Annotated in this window: 16 protein-coding genes; 7 read left to right on the top strand and 9 right to left on the bottom strand. The window is 35.3% G+C overall.

Annotation, left to right across the window (positions count from 1 at the left end; genetic code table 11):
• Window positions 1–254: 254 nt before the first annotated feature.
• On the bottom strand, window positions 255–620 hold the full coding sequence (locus AC5LWL_RS02120) for a response regulator (RefSeq protein ID WP_493436514.1): 366 nt from the start codon (window positions 618–620) through the stop codon (window positions 255–257).
• A 306-nt stretch (window positions 621–926) separates the two neighbouring features.
• Between AC5LWL_RS02120 and AC5LWL_RS02115 the strand changes: the two genes are divergently transcribed.
• Window positions 927–1,451, top strand: coding sequence for a DUF2529 domain-containing protein (locus AC5LWL_RS02115; protein WP_493432801.1), 525 nt, complete (start codon window positions 927–929; stop codon window positions 1,449–1,451).
• 733 nt (window positions 1,452–2,184) lie between these two features.
• On the opposite strand, the gene pyrG is transcribed toward AC5LWL_RS02115, so the two are convergent.
• Window positions 2,185–3,789 carry a CTP synthase gene (gene pyrG / locus AC5LWL_RS02110; RefSeq protein ID WP_493432800.1) on the bottom strand — a complete coding sequence of 535 codons (1,605 nt, stop codon included), beginning with the start codon at window positions 3,787–3,789 and terminating at the stop codon, window positions 2,185–2,187.
• 561 nt (window positions 3,790–4,350) lie between these two features.
• Between pyrG and AC5LWL_RS02105 the strand changes: the two genes are divergently transcribed.
• Entirely contained in the window at window positions 4,351–5,493 is a 1,143-nt protein-coding gene (locus AC5LWL_RS02105) for an IS110 family RNA-guided transposase (RefSeq protein WP_493432573.1), read from the top strand.
• Between the two features lie 491 nt (window positions 5,494–5,984).
• Here AC5LWL_RS02105 and rpoE read toward each other — a convergent pair whose 3' ends face one another.
• Window positions 5,985–6,545: a DNA-directed RNA polymerase subunit delta gene (gene rpoE, locus AC5LWL_RS02100; RefSeq protein WP_493432799.1), complete on the bottom strand. Its 561-nt coding sequence runs from the start codon at window positions 6,543–6,545 to the stop codon at window positions 5,985–5,987.
• Between the two features lie 249 nt (window positions 6,546–6,794).
• Window positions 6,795–6,971 (bottom strand): hypothetical protein, encoded by a 177-nt coding sequence (locus tag AC5LWL_RS02095; protein ID WP_493432798.1) that lies wholly within the window; start codon window positions 6,969–6,971, stop codon window positions 6,795–6,797.
• A gap of 154 nt (window positions 6,972–7,125) precedes the next feature.
• On the opposite strand from AC5LWL_RS02095, the gene cls reads away from it, so the two are divergent.
• On the top strand, window positions 7,126–8,328 hold the full coding sequence (cls, locus tag AC5LWL_RS02090; protein WP_493432797.1) for a cardiolipin synthase: 1,203 nt from the start codon (window positions 7,126–7,128) through the stop codon (window positions 8,326–8,328).
• Window positions 8,329–8,363: 35 nt separating this feature from the next.
• A complete protein-coding gene (uvsE, locus tag AC5LWL_RS02085) occupies window positions 8,364–9,320 on the top strand; it encodes a UV DNA damage repair endonuclease UvsE (RefSeq protein WP_493432796.1) in 957 nt (318 codons plus the stop codon).
• A 237-nt stretch (window positions 9,321–9,557) separates the two neighbouring features.
• Here uvsE and argS read toward each other — a convergent pair whose 3' ends face one another.
• Complete coding sequence (gene argS, locus AC5LWL_RS02080) at window positions 9,558–11,228, bottom strand: arginine--tRNA ligase (protein WP_493432795.1); 1,671 nt, start codon at window positions 11,226–11,228, stop codon at window positions 9,558–9,560.
• 8 nt (window positions 11,229–11,236) lie between these two features.
• Entirely contained in the window at window positions 11,237–11,674 is a 438-nt protein-coding gene (locus tag AC5LWL_RS02075) for a YwiB family protein (protein WP_493432794.1), read from the bottom strand.
• A 209-nt stretch (window positions 11,675–11,883) separates the two neighbouring features.
• Here AC5LWL_RS02075 and AC5LWL_RS02070 point away from each other — a divergent pair, with 209 nt between their 5' ends.
• A complete protein-coding gene (locus AC5LWL_RS02070; RefSeq protein ID WP_493432793.1) occupies window positions 11,884–12,699 on the top strand; it encodes a lipid II flippase Amj family protein in 816 nt (271 codons plus the stop codon).
• Window positions 12,700–12,845: 146 nt separating this feature from the next.
• Here the strand turns inward: AC5LWL_RS02070 and speE are convergent, their stop codons facing one another.
• Window positions 12,846–13,670: a spermidine synthase gene (gene speE, locus AC5LWL_RS02065; protein WP_493432792.1), complete on the bottom strand. Its 825-nt coding sequence runs from the start codon at window positions 13,668–13,670 to the stop codon at window positions 12,846–12,848.
• Between the two features lie 457 nt (window positions 13,671–14,127).
• Here speE and AC5LWL_RS02060 point away from each other — a divergent pair, with 457 nt between their 5' ends.
• On the top strand, window positions 14,128–16,194 hold the full coding sequence (locus AC5LWL_RS02060; protein WP_493432791.1) for a transglycosylase domain-containing protein: 2,067 nt from the start codon (window positions 14,128–14,130) through the stop codon (window positions 16,192–16,194).
• A gap of 157 nt (window positions 16,195–16,351) precedes the next feature.
• Here AC5LWL_RS02060 and AC5LWL_RS02055 read toward each other — a convergent pair whose 3' ends face one another.
• Window positions 16,352–16,861 (bottom strand): YwhD family protein, encoded by a 510-nt coding sequence (locus AC5LWL_RS02055; protein ID WP_493432790.1) that lies wholly within the window; start codon window positions 16,859–16,861, stop codon window positions 16,352–16,354.
• Between the two features lie 116 nt (window positions 16,862–16,977).
• Window positions 16,978–17,613, bottom strand: coding sequence for a site-2 protease family protein (locus AC5LWL_RS02050; RefSeq protein WP_493432789.1), 636 nt, complete (start codon window positions 17,611–17,613; stop codon window positions 16,978–16,980).
• 498 nt (window positions 17,614–18,111) lie between these two features.
• On the opposite strand from AC5LWL_RS02050, the gene thmT reads away from it, so the two are divergent.
• Complete coding sequence (gene thmT, locus AC5LWL_RS02045) at window positions 18,112–18,297, top strand: 2-hydroxymuconate tautomerase (protein WP_493432788.1); 186 nt, start codon at window positions 18,112–18,114, stop codon at window positions 18,295–18,297.
• Window positions 18,298–18,324 lie beyond the last annotated feature (27 nt).

The following is an 18,324-nucleotide window of genomic DNA, read 5'->3' as shown; positions in this document are numbered from 1 at the left end:
TATTTATGATCGTCCTTATTTACAAGGTAATCTTTATTAAATTTCCCAAAGAGAAGTGGAATATGTACTTATTACCCAAAGTAAACTAAAACGAATCATATCCTTTTAAATTCATTTGTATCATACCAAAATAAGCGAAGAAATGCTATGAATCCTTCAACTTTTTCTAAATTGTCACAAATAAGTATGTAATTATTACCATAATTTTACTTTTATATAGGAATATGTATTTGTTAATCGTATGAACTCTTTCTTTATTGTTGAATATATTTTTTCACGGCATCTCTAAGATCATCAATATCAAAAGGTTTAGCAAAATGGGTTAAAGCTCCTAAATCTTTTGCCTCTTGAATCATATCAAGTTCACCATAGGCTGTCATAATGATGACGCGGATTTCTTGATTTAGTTTTTTCATTCTCTTTAATATCTCAATACCATCCATTCCAGGTATTTTCATATCTAACAATACTAAATCTGGTGTTTCTTTAGTTAAAATCTCTAATGCTTGTACACCATTTGCAGCCTGAAATGTATTGTATCCTTCTTTTTGAAAAACTTCATTGAGAAGTATACGAATTCCAAACTGATCATCTACAATCAAAATTTTACCTTTCATAATGAACCTACCTCTCTTATCTAACATTCCCCATTATTTTTCAACCTTTTTTATTTTCATTTAGATACCTTTCTACCTATAGGTCATATTTTCCTGCCATTTTCAATAAATTTTACCTTTTCTATTCCGTTCTTTATAATAAAAGTTGTATAAATGTAATTTTTCTGCTTTTTTTTCGTAAATGCAACTATATTTTATACCGCTTCTTAAATCCATAGCGGACCACCGCTTTCAAAAATTACTAAATAATGCTCACTAAACCTTATTTATAATTTATTTTATAAAACTTAAAATACGGAGGGTTAAAAATTGCTTAAAATGTTCTCAACCCAGTTAAGCGGGTTATTTAAAAGAATTCAAGAAAAGGAAGAATCGATAGAAGATAGTGCACGTCTACTAGCCCAGGCAATAGTAGGCGAAGGGAATATTTATTTATTTGCAACGGATGAAATGGCCGGAGTCATTGACGAAGCTATTAAGAGCACGGAACCTTTACAGCATGCTAAGGAATGGAAAGAACAGGGGCTGCATAATATCGCACCTAATGATCGTTTCTTACTGATTTCGAGAACTTCTGATGACGCTAATATAGTTGATTTTGCCAAACAGCTTCATGATCGCCAAATTCCTTTTATCTCAATTTCCACGATTCTATCAGCGGAAGAAAAAGGGATACAAGATTTAGCAGACGTGCATATTGACCTTGCTTTAAAAAAAGCACTACTTCCTGATGATAATGGCAATCGATACGGATACCCCGCGTTAATGGGCGCTCTGTATGCTTATTATGGTATTAAATTCACAATAGATGAAATACTAAGTGAATATGATTGATTTGTTTTAATGTAAAAAAGCTAACGTTGAATGAATGTTTACACTACTCATTCACGTTAGCTTCTTTTATGCGGATTTTTCACTTTAATTGCCAGCGACGCTCAAGGCGCTTCCGCTTTTCTACTGTCCAGCTCCGACGTCTATTGCCTCGTGTCAAATAACCTGCCCGATTAAAAGTAAAATACACTTTTTATCGGACAGAACATTTGCATTTCGGCAATAAACAAGACGTCTCCGCTTTTCTACTGTCCAGCTACAGCGCCTAGACCTTGTGTAAAATAACCCTTTGACTCTGAAAGTTGAAAAGCACTTTCTGAGTCAATGGAACATTTTCCTTCAGGTCTGAACAAGGCGCTTCCGCTTTTCTTCTGTCTAGCTGCGACGTCTATTGCCTCGTGTCAAATAACCTGCCCGATTAAAAGTAAAATACACTTTTTATCGGACAGAACATTTGCATTTCGGCAATAAACAAGACGTCTCCGCTTTTCTTCTGTCCAGCTACAGCGCCTAGACCTTGTGTAAAATAACCCTTTGACTCTGAAAGTTGAAAAGCACTTTCTGAGTCAATGGAACATTTTCCTTCAGGTCTGAACAAGGCGCTTCCGCTTTTCTTCTGTCTAGCTGCGACGTCTATTGCCTCGTGTCAAATAACCTGCCCGATTAAAAGTAAAATACACTTTTTATCGGACAGAACATTTGCATTTCGGCAATAAACAAGACGTCTCCGCTTTTCTTACTTCTCTGCTTTTTTTATGCTTGCGCCGATAAATTCGCGGAATAACGGCTGTGGTTTTGTTGGTCTTGAGATAAATTCAGGATGGAACTGTGATGCTAAAAACCATGGATGATCTTTTAATTCTACTATCTCTACTAAACGGCCATCAGGGCTCGTCCCAGAGAAGATAAATCCTGATTTTTCCATTTCTTGACGGTATTGATTATTAAATTCATAACGGTGACGATGTCTTTCATAAATAACTTCATCTTGATATGCTTCGTAAGCTTTCGTATTTTCCTTTAATTTACAAGGATATAATCCTAAACGAAGTGTTCCGCCTAAATCTTCTATATCTTTTTGTTCTGGAAGTAAATCAATAATTGGATACGGTGTTTCTTCATCTATTTCAGAAGAGTGTGCCCCTTCCCAACCTAATACATTTCGTGCAAATTCAATGGAAGCTACTTGCATGCCTAAACATATCCCAAAGAATGGAACTTGTTGTTCACGTGCATATTGTGCAGCAAAAACTTTCCCTTCAATTCCACGATCACCAAATCCGCCAGGAACTAAAATTCCATCAGCGTCTTTTAATAGTTCTGCTGCGTTTTCAGCTGTTACTTCTTCTGCATTAATCCAATCTATATCAATATCTGAATCAAAAGCGTATCCTGCATGCTTTAACGCCTCTACAACAGAAATATATGCATCCTGCAATTCTACATACTTACCAACCAAAGCAATTTTTGTTGTTTTCGATAAATTGCGGACTACATCTACTAATTTAATCCATTCATTCATATCTGCTTCATCACAGCTAAGCTTTAAATGATCACAGACAATTTGATCTAGCTTTTGGTCTTGCAATGCTAATGGAATGGTATATAGTGTATCTGCATCACGACATTCAATGACTGCATCTGTATCAATATCACAGAATAAAGCAATTTTGTCTTTCATATCTTGTGAAATTGGTTTTTCCGTTCTTACCACAATAACATTTGGTTGTATCCCTAAACTGCGAAGTTCTTTTACACTATGCTGTGTTGGTTTTGTCTTCATTTCTCCTGCTGCTTTAATATATGGTACTAAAGTACAGTGAATGTACATAACATTCTCTCTGCCAATATCATTTTTGATTTGACGAATTGCTTCTAAGAATGGCAATGATTCTATGTCTCCAACTGTTCCGCCAATCTCTGTTATTACAACATCTGCGTTTGTTTCGCGGCCAGCTCTGAAAACTCTCTCTTTAATTTCATTTGTAATATGAGGAATAACTTGAACTGTTCCGCCAAGATAATCCCCGCGGCGCTCTTTCTTTAAAACGGTAGAATAAATTTTCCCTGTCGTTACATTGTTGTACTTTGTTAAGTTAATGTCGATAAAACGTTCATAATGTCCTAAATCAAGATCAGTTTCTGCACCGTCATCTGTAACAAAAACTTCCCCATGCTGATATGGACTCATTGTTCCTGGATCCACATTTATATATGGATCAAACTTTTGAATCGTAACGCTCACTCCACGATTTTTTAATAAACGGCCTAAACATGCTGCTGTAATCCCTTTTCCAAGTGATGATACAACACCACCTGTTACAAAAATATATTTTGTCATTATAAAATCCCCCTTATTTATCAGTTTGTACATATTCTTCTTTTTTAAAGACGAATAACCCTATATTTTTCACAGGGGAGCGAAACGACTGGCACAACACGCATTTATAAAACGAAACTCCAGCAGGAGGCTTTTCCTTCCTCCTGTTGATTAGTTGGACCAATCAGGTTTTCCTAAGCAGTTGTCTCCCCTGCCTTCACTTTCTTGCCATTGCCAAGCATAATGGAAGGAGCCTTACTGCTTTATTAACACGTGATAAAATAGTTATACACTATTATAAGAAACACACATGATTTCACACTCACACCCCGGCATGAAAATTTTTTCTAAGCCGGGGTTTTACTTTTTTGTCCATTTTTCCATACTGATTAATGCTATGGGAAGTAATCTTTACGTGCGCTTTTGTGGTGGTTCGACCCTGTATAAGAAACTGTTTGGAATTTGCCTTGTGTACACCCCTTTGTTGACTCTTCAATTTTTGAGGATGATCACGTACAGAAAAATGCTGTTTGACCAAGCTTATTCCACTTTCCATAGACACTACTTTGGAGGTTGTTTTATTTGGACATTTTATTAACCCATTGTGCCGGAATGGATGTTCATCAAAAAGAGATTGTAGTTTGTGCCCTAACTGGCACTAATAATGAATCCATTCAAAAAGAAACCAAGACTTTTTCCACTTTAACCAAAAGTTTATTTGATTTATTAAAGTGGTTAGAAGAAAAACAAATTACACACATTGCTCTGGAAAGTACCGGAATCTATTGGAAGCCGGTATACAACATCCTTGAAGGATATTTCGATATTACTGTGGCCAATGCCCAACGTATTAAAAACGTTCCTGGTCGTAAGACCGATGTTTCAGATGCAGAATGGATTGCCAAGCTTCTTCGTCATGGATTGATTGAAAAAAGCTTTGTCCCTTCCCAAGATCTTCGGGAATTAAGAGATTTGAACCGTTTACGCAAGAAATGGGTTGGTAACTTAACAGCTGAAAAAAATAGAATTTCAAAGGTCCTCGAATGTTCAAACATAAAGCTTGGTTCAGTTATTTCTGATATCTTTGGGGTTTCTGGACGTAAACTTTTGAAACAGTTAGTCGATAATGGATACCTTGATAAGGCTGATGTTGATGCCAATATCCATCATTCTCTCCGCAAGAAGGCTGATACCATTTCCGATTCTCTTTTCGGAACATTAAATGAACATCAAATGTTTATGATTAAAAGCTCTTGGAATCATATCATGTATTTGGAAACTTCCATTCAAGAACTTGAAAATAGGATAGATACCCTGCTTCATTCCTATCAAGAAGAAAAAGAAATACTTTTATCTATCCCAGGTATAAAGGAACACACAGCTGCTGTTATTATTGCGGAAATCGGAACAGATATGAGCCAATTCCCTTCATCAAGACATTTAGCTTCTTGGGCTGGTGTATCACCTGGCAATAATGAAAGTGCTGGTAAAAAGAAAAGTTCCAAAAGCGTTCAAGGAAACCCACATATAAAAGCTGCTCTTTGTGAGGTTGCTTGGGCTATATCAAGGTCGAAAAATACCTCAATGTCAAATGTTTTTTGGTCTCTATCTGCAAGAAGAGGAAAGAAAAAAGCTTTACAGGCTATTGCACATAAAGTTTTAAGAATTATATATACCCTATTTATTAATAAGCAACACTTCTCTGAACCACGTCTAGCTGGTTAGACGACCTTCCATTACAATACTCTATTAAGGTTGTGATTTTTTTAAAAAATTGAGGTCACACCCTTTCTTTACTATTGTCTTTTTTCTAGAAGTCCACGCTTCAAGATTTTCTTTACACCAAAATCCTGTACCCGCCCTATCAAATAGAACACGTTACTGTATTATACAGATACCCAGAATAGCCACTCGCCCGTTTTATTTTCACAGAAAAAGCGCTGGCGCCTTGCTCAGCCCCGAAAAAAAATGTTCTCTTGACTCAAAAAGTGTTTTTTACTTTTAGAGGCAAGAGGCAATACTCACTGGGGCTAGGAGCCGGAGCTAGACAGCCTTCACATTTCAAAAAATTTATACTTTCTTCCCTTTATAAAAACAAAAAAGCCCCACTTACTTTAAAAAAAGTAAGGGAGCGCTATTTAGCGAATATAAGATCGTTCCTTTTTAAAGGAGCCCAAAAATGATTTTACAAGCATAGACTTAAAAAGTCAAGGGACTTATTTATTGTCCTTGTCTTCTTCTTCCTCAAACTCATCTTCGTCCTCTTCATCGTCATCGCTTTCAAAGTCTTCGTCTATATCCTCTTCAAAGTCTTCTTCTTCGACAAGATCATCATCTAATAAATCATCATCATCTTCGTCTTCATCATCATCTTCGTCTAATAGTTCATCATCCTCGACGTCTTCTTCAAAGTCATCGTATTCTTCTTCAAGAACATCAAAATCGTCAAAATCTTCTTCCACTGCTTTTTTCGATTTTTTCTTTTTCGGTTTCGTTACAGTTACAATCTCTTCTTCTGACTTCTCTACAGGGTACCATGTTCTTAGTCCCCAACGATTATCTCCTAAAGAAAGAAAACGTCCATCAATATTTATATCTGTATAAAATTGTGCAATTTTTGTATTTACTTCCTCTTCCGTTAAATCTAATAATTTCGTCACTTCACTCATAATTTCATTAAAGGAATAAGGTGTTTTTGCACCATTTAATACTTCATATGCAACTTCGATTAAAGACATTTCTCGTAATTCTTGTTTTGTATATTTTTCTACACTCATTTCTTGCACTTCCTTTCTCTATCTAGACTCTTCTACCAGCATCAATCAGTAAACCTTCACTCGATTTTAAAACCTATGTAGAAGTGAAGGAGAATAACTTAAACCTATAAAATCCCTAACTATCCTCTGCATCAATAAACATACAGCGGGTTTCACCTTTATACAAGTAAAGGTTTACAGTAAAGAGCAAAAATACATATTCTCCATTATAAACAAAATCTTGGTGAATATGCTAGCTTCAGTTAAGGATTATTTGACTTTTCTTCTAATAATTTTTTCCCGATAGGATTCGAGCCTTTTATTTTGTCTTTTAGCAAGGGTGAAAAAATAAATAGATAGCAGAAAAAAGCCAATGGCACCTAGTTGATATTTATACAATATAATAGTAAGGACAATAATTCCAGATAATACTAGTAGATTCTGCATTTTGTCATCCCCTCCAGCTTCAAGACATCTTTTTATTATATCGGATGTCTACATACAGGCAAAACTTTTTATATATCATCTCTTAATTCCCACTGTGATTTTAGCTGATAGAATTTTCATTTTTGGTCATACTAAAAACTTAAGGGGGACCAACATGAAACCACTATTTCTTATTATCGTTATTATAATAGCACTGATAGTATTATTCATTCTTGATTTTTACTTAGGAAGAAAATTTCAGCAAAAATCTATGCAAAGACAAAATCACTCATTTCGTTTTACTGACTTTCATATATACAAAGATGGTACAGAGCTATTTCCTGATCTATTTTCTACAATTAAAAGAGCAAAAAAGCATATCCATATTCTATTTTATACAGTTAAAGCAGATAGCATCAGCAATGAATTTTTAAATCTTTTAATGGATAAAGCAAAAGAAGGGGTAGAAGTTCGTCTCCTGCTTGATCGGCTTGGCAGTTTTAAAGTAAGAAAAAAAACAGTCAAAGAACTCAAAGCTGCTGGTGTTCAATTTTATTTCTGTCAGATCCCTAAATTTCCATTTTTCTTTTATTCTCTGCAGGTACGAAATCATCGAAAAATAGCGATAATTGACGGGAACATAGGATTTATGGGAGGATTTAATATAGGAAAAGACTATATTCATGCTAATCTGAATTTAAGCCCATGGAGAGATTATCATATGAAAATGGCCGGAGAAGGGATAGAAGATTTACAAAGAGAATTCCTTATGGACTGGTTAGAAGCATCCAAAATCAATTTACTTCAAAATAACCTCTATTTTCCAAACCAAAAAAGAGGGAAATCAAGACATCAAACCATTCCTTCCCATGGAAAATATTTAGAAGAAGTTTTATCAGATTTAATACGTAATGCAAAAAGCAGTTTAATTATCGGAACTCCTTATTTTATTCCCAGCAAACGGTTATTGAATGAACTGCTTTTTGCTTTAAAACGCAATGTTTCTATTACGTTTCTTTTGCCTAATAACGCTGATCATATCCTTGTTAAAGAAGCTTCCTTTCCAGATTTAAGAATTTTACTTTCTCATGATGCACGTGTTTTCCAGTATAAGCATGGTTTTTTTCATGGTAAATTCATATTGGTAGATGGGGAAATTTGCTTCATTGGTTCTTCCAACTTTGATAAACGAAGCATTTTTCTTAATCATGAAATAAACTGCAGCATTTACGACCAAGATTTTATTAACCGCATGCAGGAAATTGTAGCAAGCGATATGGATGCTTCAAACGAAATATATTATGAAGATATTGCAAAAAGAACATTTTGGCAATTCATAAAAGAGAAACTAGCACAATTCATTTCCCCTCTTTTATAAAGTTGCTAGAACAATCAGGAGTAGGAGATAAAAAAATGCTATACCGATTCGGATTTGTTTCCCATGCATTAAGCTTATGGGATGCATCCCCTGCCAAAACATTAACATATGCCCGTTACAAAGATATGCAGCCAGCAGAACGGCTTGAAAAGCTAATTGAGATTACAGCAGCTAACCTGAATCACACATTAAGAACACTTCATTATAATATCGGCCATCATATAGAGCTTTATCGAATGTCAAGCTCTATTGTTCCATTAGCCACCCATCCTGATGTGATGTGGGATTTTGTTTCCCCATTTCAAGAAACATTTGCGGAAATAGGGGCACTAGTCAAAAAGCATAAGCTACGGGTCAGCTTTCACCCTAATCAATTTACACTTTTTACATCGCCTAGAGAAGAGGTAACAAAAAGCGCTGTTATTGATATGGAATACCACTATAAAACGCTAGAAGCAATGGGAATAGCAGAAACGAGTTTAATTAATATTCATATAGGCGGTTCCTATGGGGATAAAGAACAAACACTTATTCGTTTTTATGAAAATTTAAAAACTCTTCCTTCCCATGTAAAAGAGATTATGACACTAGAAAATGATGATAAAACATATACAGCAGAAGAGACGTTAATCGTTTGTCAAAAAGAAAAAATCCCCCTTGTTTTTGATTATCATCATCATAAAGCTAATCAAAGCAACATGCCTTTAGAAGACATGCTACATGCAATTATGGAGACATGGAAAGCAAGAGGGATAAAACCTAAAATCCACTTGTCTTCTCCAAAATCAGAAAAGGCATATCGTTCTCATGCTGATTTTGTAGATGCCGACTACGTAAAACCGTTATTTGACATGCTGCGTCCACTACAGACAGATATCGATTTTATGATTGAGGCCAAAAAGAAAGACCTCGCCTGTTTACAGCTAGTGGATGACTTAAGCAAAATTCGCGGGGTGAAACGGGTAGGCGGAGCAGCACTTGAGTGGAAATAAAGTTAAGAAAAATTCAGGAAGCAATACTTGATTTAATAGACTTTTTTCTCCTAGTACTGTTCTGTTTTACATAAACTTATTTGCGTAATATAAAAATACCTTCTGCTATTAAAAAATGCCCAAGGGAGTTCCATTCAGAAATCCCTTGGGCATCTACTTGTTTATTGATAAATCTTCTAAATCAAACTGGTTAGTGTAAACATTCTGCACTATTGCTTTTTCAACCTTATGATGAAATTACATTTTCTCTGGTGCTGAAACTCCAATTAAACGCAATGCATTTTTCAACGTAATTTGTGTTGCTTTAATTAATGCTAATCTTGCTTTTGTTCTTTCTAAATTGTCTGCATCTAATACTTTTTCCGCATTGTAGAAACTGTGGAATGTTGCTGCTACATCATAAATGTAATTAGTGATTCTATGCGGCATTCTTTTGACTGCGGCTTCTCCAACTGCTTGCGGGAATTCTCCTATTTTTTTCAATAAATCAAATTCCTTTTCAGCAGTGATTTGTGCAGCATCTAAGTTGTCGGATAACTCAATGCCTTGCTCTTTTCCTTGTCTTAAAATACTAGAGATACGGGCATGAGCATATTGTGCATAATAAACAGGATTTTCATTTGATTGTGATACCGCTAAATCTAGGTCAAAATCTAAATGTGTATCCGCACTTCTCATCGCAAAGAAATAACGTGTTGCATCAAGACCAACCTCTTCCACTAGGTCTCTCATTGTCACTGCTTTCCCTGTACGCTTACTCATTTTCATTTTTTCGCCATCTTTATATAGATGAACAAGTTGAATAATTTCAACTTCTAATGCCTCTTTATTATAGCCAAGAGCTTGAATAGCTGCCTTCATACGTGGGATATAGCCATGATGGTCTGCTCCCCAAATATTGATCAACTTTTCAAAACCTCTTTCCAGCTTGTCTTTATGGTAGGCGATATCTGGAGTTAAATACGTATAAGAACCATCATTTTTAATTAATACACGATCTTTATCATCGCCAAAATCTGTTGAACGCAGCCAAGTTGCACCATCTTGCTCAAAAATATAACCGTTTTCTTTAAGCGAGTTTAACGCAACATCAATTTTTCCATTCTCATATAAAGAAGTTTCTGAATACCAAACATCAAATGGAACTCGGAAGTCTTCTAAATCTTGTTTTAATTTTGCCATCTCATATTTCAGACCATACGAACGGAAAAAATCAAAGCGTTCTTGCTCTGAAACATTTACAAATTTATCCCCAAATTCTTCAGCCAGTTTTTTGCCGATTCCAATAATATCTTCTCCACGGTAACCGTCTTCCGGCATTTCTTTTTCAAGGCCTAATGCTTGAAAATAACGTGCTTCCACCGATAATGCCAGGTTATTAATCTGGTTGCCAGCATCATTAATATAATATTCTCTAGATACATCATAGCCTGCTTTATCTAAAATATTGCATAACGAATCACCAACTGCTGCACCGCGTGCATGTCCTAAATGAAGATCACCAGTTGGGTTTGCAGAAACAAACTCTACTTGTACCTTTTCGTTATTTCCTACATTTGTTTGACCATATCCTTCGTCTGCTTTTAAAATGGTTGGGATTAGGTCTGTTAAATAGCTATTGTTCATATAAAAATTGATAAATCCAGGACCAGCAATTTCTAATTTTTCAATTGATGCTTTGCTGACATCAAAGTTTTCAATAATTGCATCTGCAATCATACGAGGCGCTTTTTTTGCTACTCTTGCTAATTGCATCGCCATATTTGTGGAATAATCACCATGTGCTTTTTCTTTTGGGATTTCTAAAATAACTTCTGGAATTTGCTCTTCACTTGCTAACCCTGCTTTTAATACACTTGCTTTTATTTCTTGTTTTAATTTTTCTTGTATTTGTTCAACTATGTTCATTCGCTTTTTTACTCCTCCTTAAAAGTTATAGACATATGGTATGTTCCATTATGATTGCCTTGCATTTTCAAATCATATAATAAATCAAAGGTGCCAGATGCAGAATCAAAAGACTTCTCCATCACCATTCTTTTTGTATCAGTTACAAGCTGAAAAACTCCATATGGACTCTTATAGCTTCCAATACGCAGCTTATTTATTAAAAAAGAAAGCCTCATTTTTACTGCGCCACTGCGAAGGATTAATCCTTCCTTCTCTGAAACTTTAATAATTGTTTTAATGGTGCCTTCTTCTATTGTTTCTTCGTACTTGATATATTTGCTATTATCTTTTTCTAAGTATTGTCCTAATCCAATCCACTCAATACTTTCTTTATTTTTCCCATTATAAATATGGGTTGTCACATTTATTTTTATAGGCACCTGTTCCGCCGGACGAGCTGACAACGGCAACACATCCTTTTCTATATAATATCAGAACATTTTTCTTTATAACTTTATAAGTATAAATTTTTTAATAGGGAAGTGCAAGATAGTGGGATCAATATACAAGAGGTTATAGAAATGAATTTTTTCTAACTTTTTCTTTAAAAAATACCATTATTTTCATCATCGTTTATACTTAAAGAACTATATTTTAAAGGAGATTTTCTTTTATGCACTTGATAACAATGAAAGTTATAGAGATTTCTATTTTTCTTTTAATTATTACAACGATCGAAACACTTGCCTACGCTACTAGAATTTCAGGAGCTAGAGTCAAACTAGTCGCCACCGCCATTTCCTTATTCAGTACGTTAGTGATTATTTCTCGATTTTCCACGCTTTTTCAACAGCCCCTCACGGCTAAGCTTATTGCAGAAGCGCCAGATACGGACAAGCTTGCCTTTATAGAAGGACAATTGCGTATTCTACTTACGATTACTTCCGTAGGGGTTGTAATAGGCATATTGCTTTTTCCTACTTTTATTAATCTATTTTCACGTGCAATTGTTCAATTAAATAATGAAAAAGGATCCGTTGCTGCTCTTTTTTTTAAAAATTGCAATCGGGCTGGAGCTAAAAAAATTCTTGGCTGTTTCCGAACACCAAAACTTTCTTACTTTAAAGGAATTACTCTGAAAACGATTCCGAAACGAATTTTTATTATAAATATTATTGTTTCAGCTGTCTTTACAGTGGGGGTGCTTTCTGTTATTTATGCTTCCATGCTTGTTCCGCCTAAATATGTATCTGCAGCAGCCATGTCTTCCGGAATTATAAATGGTGTTGCCACCATTTTATTGACATTATTTATTGATCCAAAGGCTTCCGTTCTTGCCGATCGGGTTGTAAAAGATAATGGTGCTTATATTTACTTAAAAAGCTATTCTTTAACAATGGTCAGCTCCAAGTTTATTGGTACGGTTCTTGCACAAATATTATTAATTCCTGCTGCCTATTATGTAGCATGGTTTGCCATGTGGATTTAAATTCTATTGAAAATGCCAGCTAAAAAATAGATAAACAAACAAGAAAGTGCCTTTTTCGCACTTTCTTATTTGTTCATTACTTTTTCTATTCCGATCAGATATATTTCATTTATGCCACCTTAAAACCTGCCTTCTATGAATGGTAATCACAATAGATCTTTCACAAATTTCGGCAGTACAAATGCTGCTTTATGCAATTCTTTTGTATAGTATTTTGTTTCAATATCGTGAAAACGGCTTTCTGGCACCTCTATTGGATCAAATTTTTTCGATCCGATAGTAAATGCCCATATTCCGCTTGGATATGTTGGAATGTTTGCCACATATAATCTAGTAATGGCAAATATTTCTTTTACATCTTTTTGTACCGAACGTATTAAATCCGCTTTAAACCAAGGATTGTCTGATTGAGCAACAAATAAGCCATCTTCTTTCAGCGCCTTTGCTATTCCTGCATAAAACCCCTTCGTAAATAAGTTTACCGCCGGACCAACCGGCTCTGTTGAGTCCACCATAATAACATCATATTCGTTGTCGCTTTCAGCTATATGCATAAATCCATCGTCTACTTTTACGTCCACTCTAGGATCATCAAGCATGCCAGCAATCTCCGGAAGATATTTTTTACTGTATTCGATAACCTTGCCATCGATATCTACTAAAGTAGCTCTTTTTACACTCGGATGTTTTAAGATTTCTCTAATAACACCGCCGTCTCCACCACCAACGACCAAGACTTTTTCTGGATTTGGGTGTGTAAATAAAGGAATATGTGCAACCATTTCATGATAAACAAATTCGTCCTTAACAGACGTCATGACCATATCGTCCAGCAGCAGCATATTGCCCCATTCTTCTGTTTCTACCATATCAAGCTTTTGAAATTCTGTTTGTTCTGTATGTAAAGTTTGTTTGATTTTCATTGTTATGCCAAAGTGATCTGTCTGCTTTTCTGTGAACCATAATCCCATTTTATATCCTCCATTTCTTTATAGTGCGTGTTCAAAAAGGAGGATAAAAAGGACCGAGAAGTTCGAGGCGTCTTCACTTTGAGCATCGGAACGTATGGTATTAATACGTGAGAAGCGGAAAAGGAAGACAACGAAGAAATTCGATGTGTCATTTTTACCGGACTTTTTGAACAACCTCTTATAGTGGTAAATTCGAACATGCTTATTCTTTATAGTTCCCAAACAACAAAATAACAAACAAGTATGGAGCCGTTTTAAAAAAACACAAGAAAAATTTGGTGGTATTGGTATAAAAACGTTTAAAACTCACATCATAACTCCATACTATACGTATCTATTTATTTGCCGCTTAAAATAAGGATTGCTGCTAACAATTTTCACAGCCTTTAACTGTATATAAATAATGATTTATTAATAGCAATTTACAAAGAACTTTTGGTAATGGAGGTGCAGGTACATGGAGGTCATTGCGAAAAACCGTCTGAAAAATTCATCAAAATATTTTCGCTTATTTGTTATTTTAGGATTATTATCCATGCTTGCTATCAGCATAGCCGTTGCTGCTATTCTTATTTATGCAAAAATTTTAGGACCACCACCACTTGCCGTTTCACAATCTACTTTTTATTACTCGGATGATGGCAGCATTATTGGAGAAAGCAATAATGGTCAAAAGCGATATTGGGTGCCCATTGAACAAATCAATCCATCCCTTGTAGATGCAACGGTCTCTATTGAAGATAAAAACTTTTTTGACCATCATGGATTTGATTATAAACGAATGGCAGGAGCAATTCTTGCTGATATAAAAGCAATGGCAAAAGTACAGGGAGCAAGCACTATTACGCAACAATATGCACGCAACTTATTTTTAGAGCATGATAAAACATGGAAAAGAAAGATTTCCGAAGCCTTTTATACAGTTCGCCTAGAAATGTTTTATAGCAAAGAAGAAATTTTAGAAGGATACTTAAATACCATTTATTATGGAAATGGTGCTTATGGTGCAGAAGCCGCCAGTCAATACTATTTTGGAAAAGACGCATCTGAACTTACTCTAGGAGAAGCAACGATGCTTGCAGGAATTCCAAAAGGACCAAGCTCTTATTCTCCATTCGTTTCATTAGAAAATGCAAAAAAAAGACAACAAATTATTTTACAATCCTTAATTAAAAATGGATATATAAGTAAAAACCAATATAAACTTGCTCTAAATGAACACTTAACTTATATTGGTAAATTCCCTATTTCAAATGTAAAGACAGCTCCTTATTTCCAAGATGCTGTTAAAAACATTCTAAAAAACCAACTCCATATAGATGATCGGACAATTGCACTTGGAGGATTGCGAGTGTTTACAACGTTAAATACTAATCAGCAGAAAATAGCAGAAAAAACGATTCAATCTACCATCAATCCAACAAGCAATATCCAGGTTGGCTTTGTCTCTATGGAACCTGAAACAGGTTATATTAAAGCAATGGTCGGCGGCAGGGATTATGACAAAAGTTCGTTTAATCGTGCTATCCAAGCGAACAGACAACCCGGATCCACTATGAAGCCATTACTGTATTATGCCGCCCTGGAGCATGGGTTTACTCCCACAACCATGATGAGCAGTGAAAAAACGACCTTTCGTTTTGATGACGGTAGTGATGCTTATACACCACATAATTTTAATAATAGATATGCCGAGGGAAATATTACATTAGCTCAAGCACTTGCTGTATCAGATAATGTGTATGCGGTGAAAACGCATCTATTTCTTGGCCAAAATGTATTGGTTGATACCGCAAAAAGATTCGGTATTTCTACTCCATTACATCAAGTACCATCGTTAGCATTAGGCACGTCGAATGTGAAAGTACTAGAAATGGCAAATGCCTATAGCATCTTTGCAAATGGTGGAAAAAAGGTAGACCCAGTGTTTATCACAAAAATTGAAACAGCCGATGGCAAAGTATTATATCAGCATAAACAGGTTCAAGAACGAATGTTAGATAAAGATTTGACCTTTGTTATGAACGAATTGATGACAGGTATGTTTGATAAAAACTTAGATGGTTATGCAAGCGTAACAGGTACAACCATCAGCAAAGATATTCATAGAATTTATGCAGGTAAATCTGGGTCTACCGAGTCAGACAGCTGGATGATTGGCTATACGCCGCAGCTTGTCTCTGCCGTATGGACTGGGTATGATCAAGGAGAGCCTATCACTTTAACTGCTGATAAAACGTATGCTAAAAAAGTGTGGATTCAGTTTATGGAAGAAAGCTTAAAAAAAGAGCCAATTAAAGGATTTCAACCTACTAAAGGAACAGTAGGAGTTTATATTGATCCAAAAAGCGGCAAACTGGCCACTAATAGCTGTTCTACTAAAAGGCTTATGTATTTCACAAAAGAAACAGTGCCAACCGAATATTGTTCCGACCTAACAAAAGAAGACTCTTCCTCTTCCAATAAAAACGGAGAGAAAGCAGAAGAAAGAATACCATGGTATAAAAAAATCTTTCAGTGGTAACTAGAAAAGCGCATGCGCCTTGTTTAGCCCCGAAGAAATATGTTCTCCTGACTCAAAAAGTGTTTTTTACTTTTAGAGGCAGGGGGCAATACTAACAAAAACTAAGGCAATACAAAAAAGGAACACAAACCTGTGAATGGTATGTGTTCCTTTTTTCTTATCCTATTAAATCTTCTTTTAATTTTTCGTTGGAATTCTCCCATAAAGTCTGATCATGATTTTGCAAAAACGCAGCCAAGATTTGTTTTGATTTATTATCCATATGGTCCACCATAATATGGCGTTTCATCGACTTATCCATTTTATTAACATGATCTGGCAATGATTTATACCCTCTGCGAATCGAACGATCTACTGTCATTTCACAAGCTGTTACACCCGCATAGTAAGGTCCATCCAATTTACGGTCTATCGTTACCCATATTAACCAGTACGGCTTCCCATTTGGAACTTCTTCTTTTTCTTTTAAAAATTTTATTCCTTTTTCCACGACACTTCTTGCATGCATCGCTCCGACATCTACTGTCGCTTCCCCTGCTTCTACATCAATAATAACAGGTGATACATTTTCCAGACTTAAACTGCCGACGCCAAAACCGCCATGCCCATCTGTAGGATCATTTTTAATAATATTAAACCCAATCGTTTTTTTCTTTTTTCCCTCCACTATTAAACGCTCCTTTTCTAAAAAATGAATATATAAAAAGTTTTTAAATAGACTAACCTAAACCAATTTTCAGCAGCAGAGATACGGCGCTAAACCAGCGCCTTCCGCAATTCATATTATAATATACTGTTAAATAGATGAATAAAAAATCCTTGCACCATTCTTATATAAGGAAAAATTGTACTATCAGATAATCCTGTCACTACTAGCACAATAAATAAGATGGAGCCATACACTTCATATTGGGACATTTTTGCTCTTATCCGCGATGATACTAAATCCTCGATTATTCGGTAGCCATCCAAGGGAGGCAAAGGAATTAGATTAAAAGCAAATAGCAATAAATTCATATACACAAAAATAGTTAAAAAAGGATAAAAATCAAACGGCATTCCATCCGTTATTCCCGTTTTAATCAACATAGAATATAAAGCAAACCCGACAAATGCCAATACTAAATTACTGAATGGACCTGCAAAGGAAACGAGCACTCCTGCCAATTTAGGACGTTTAAAATAATAACGATTCACAGGTACTGGACGTGCCCAGCCAAATCCAACCAATATAATAAAAATGGCGCCAAGTGGATCAATATGTGCAATAGGATTTAAGGTTAACCGACCTTGTTTTTCTGCTGTTGGATCTCCAAATTTATAAGCAACATACGCATGTGCAAATTCATGCAGAGTGAATCCTATAATAACGGTAATAATAATATACGGCAAATCTGCCCATGATTGTGAAAATAGCAAATGGTAAACTCCCCTCTGATATCTTTATGTATTGTTTAATCAAGTAGTTCTGGAATTTTTATCTCCAATAAAATTATACATGATTATAAATTAGAAAGGAAAATTTTCTATTACAGACTATCGACAAATCGTTTCTACTCCATAAAAACATGTATTTTATGTTAAGAAAAGCGCTGGTTAGCTAAATATGCCACGTCCTGTGAAGTCACCACATCCTGTGGAAGGCAGATGCCAAAGTGAAGCCGCTTCAAATTTTTTGGTCCTTTTTATCCTCCTTATTTAAACACGCACTAATAGTAGAATACCTGTAATCATGTCCTGCCATTCGTTCCCTGCCTATGTTGAAGAAAAAATCCTTTTATTTGTACCTTTTTTGGACTTGCAATTTTTCTGAAAATATGAAAAACTACTTACGAGCTGAGTGTAGACACAGTTTACTAATTGAAAACTTTTCAGGCTGAGTATAAAGCCTAAATTTATCTTTAGGAGGGAAACTACATGCCATACATTACTGTAAAAATGCTAGAAGGCCGTACAGAGGATCAAAAAAAGAATCTTGTAGAAAAAGTAACAGATGCTGTATCTGAAACAACAGGAGCTCCAAAAGAAAAAGTAGTCGTATTTATAGAAGAAATGACTAAAAATAATTACGGCATCGCTGGTAAGCGTGTAAGTGATCAATAAGTAAGTTGTAATGAATCTTGATTTTAG

This window comes from Niallia sp. WK069_GA_01 (assembly GCF_983173855.1).
The sequence above is the reverse complement of the archived record's forward strand: the minus strand, read 5'-3'. Positions and strand labels throughout refer to the sequence as shown.

Bases quoted from the DNA above. Each gene is read 5' to 3' on its own strand.
- AC5LWL_RS02070 (WP_493432793.1), top strand. From the start codon at position 11,884: ATGCACTTGATAACAATGAAAGTTATAGAGATTTCTATTTTTCTTTTA.
- AC5LWL_RS02060 (WP_493432791.1), top strand. From the start codon at position 14,128: ATGGAGGTCATTGCGAAAAACCGTCTGAAAAATTCATCAAAATATTTT.
- rpoE (WP_493432799.1), bottom strand. From the start codon at position 6,545: ATGAGTGTAGAAAAATATACAAAACAAGAATTACGAGAAATGTCTTTA.
- cls (WP_493432797.1), top strand. From the start codon at position 7,126: ATGAAACCACTATTTCTTATTATCGTTATTATAATAGCACTGATAGTA.
- uvsE (WP_493432796.1), top strand. From the start codon at position 8,364: ATGCTATACCGATTCGGATTTGTTTCCCATGCATTAAGCTTATGGGAT.
- argS (WP_493432795.1), bottom strand. From the start codon at position 11,228: ATGAACATAGTTGAACAAATACAAGAAAAATTAAAACAAGAAATAAAA.
- pyrG (WP_493432800.1), bottom strand. From the start codon at position 3,789: ATGACAAAATATATTTTTGTAACAGGTGGTGTTGTATCATCACTTGGA.
- thmT (WP_493432788.1), top strand. From the start codon at position 18,112: ATGCCATACATTACTGTAAAAATGCTAGAAGGCCGTACAGAGGATCAA.
- speE (WP_493432792.1), bottom strand. From the start codon at position 13,670: ATGGGATTATGGTTCACAGAAAAGCAGACAGATCACTTTGGCATAACA.
- AC5LWL_RS02095 (WP_493432798.1), bottom strand. From the start codon at position 6,971: ATGCAGAATCTACTAGTATTATCTGGAATTATTGTCCTTACTATTATA.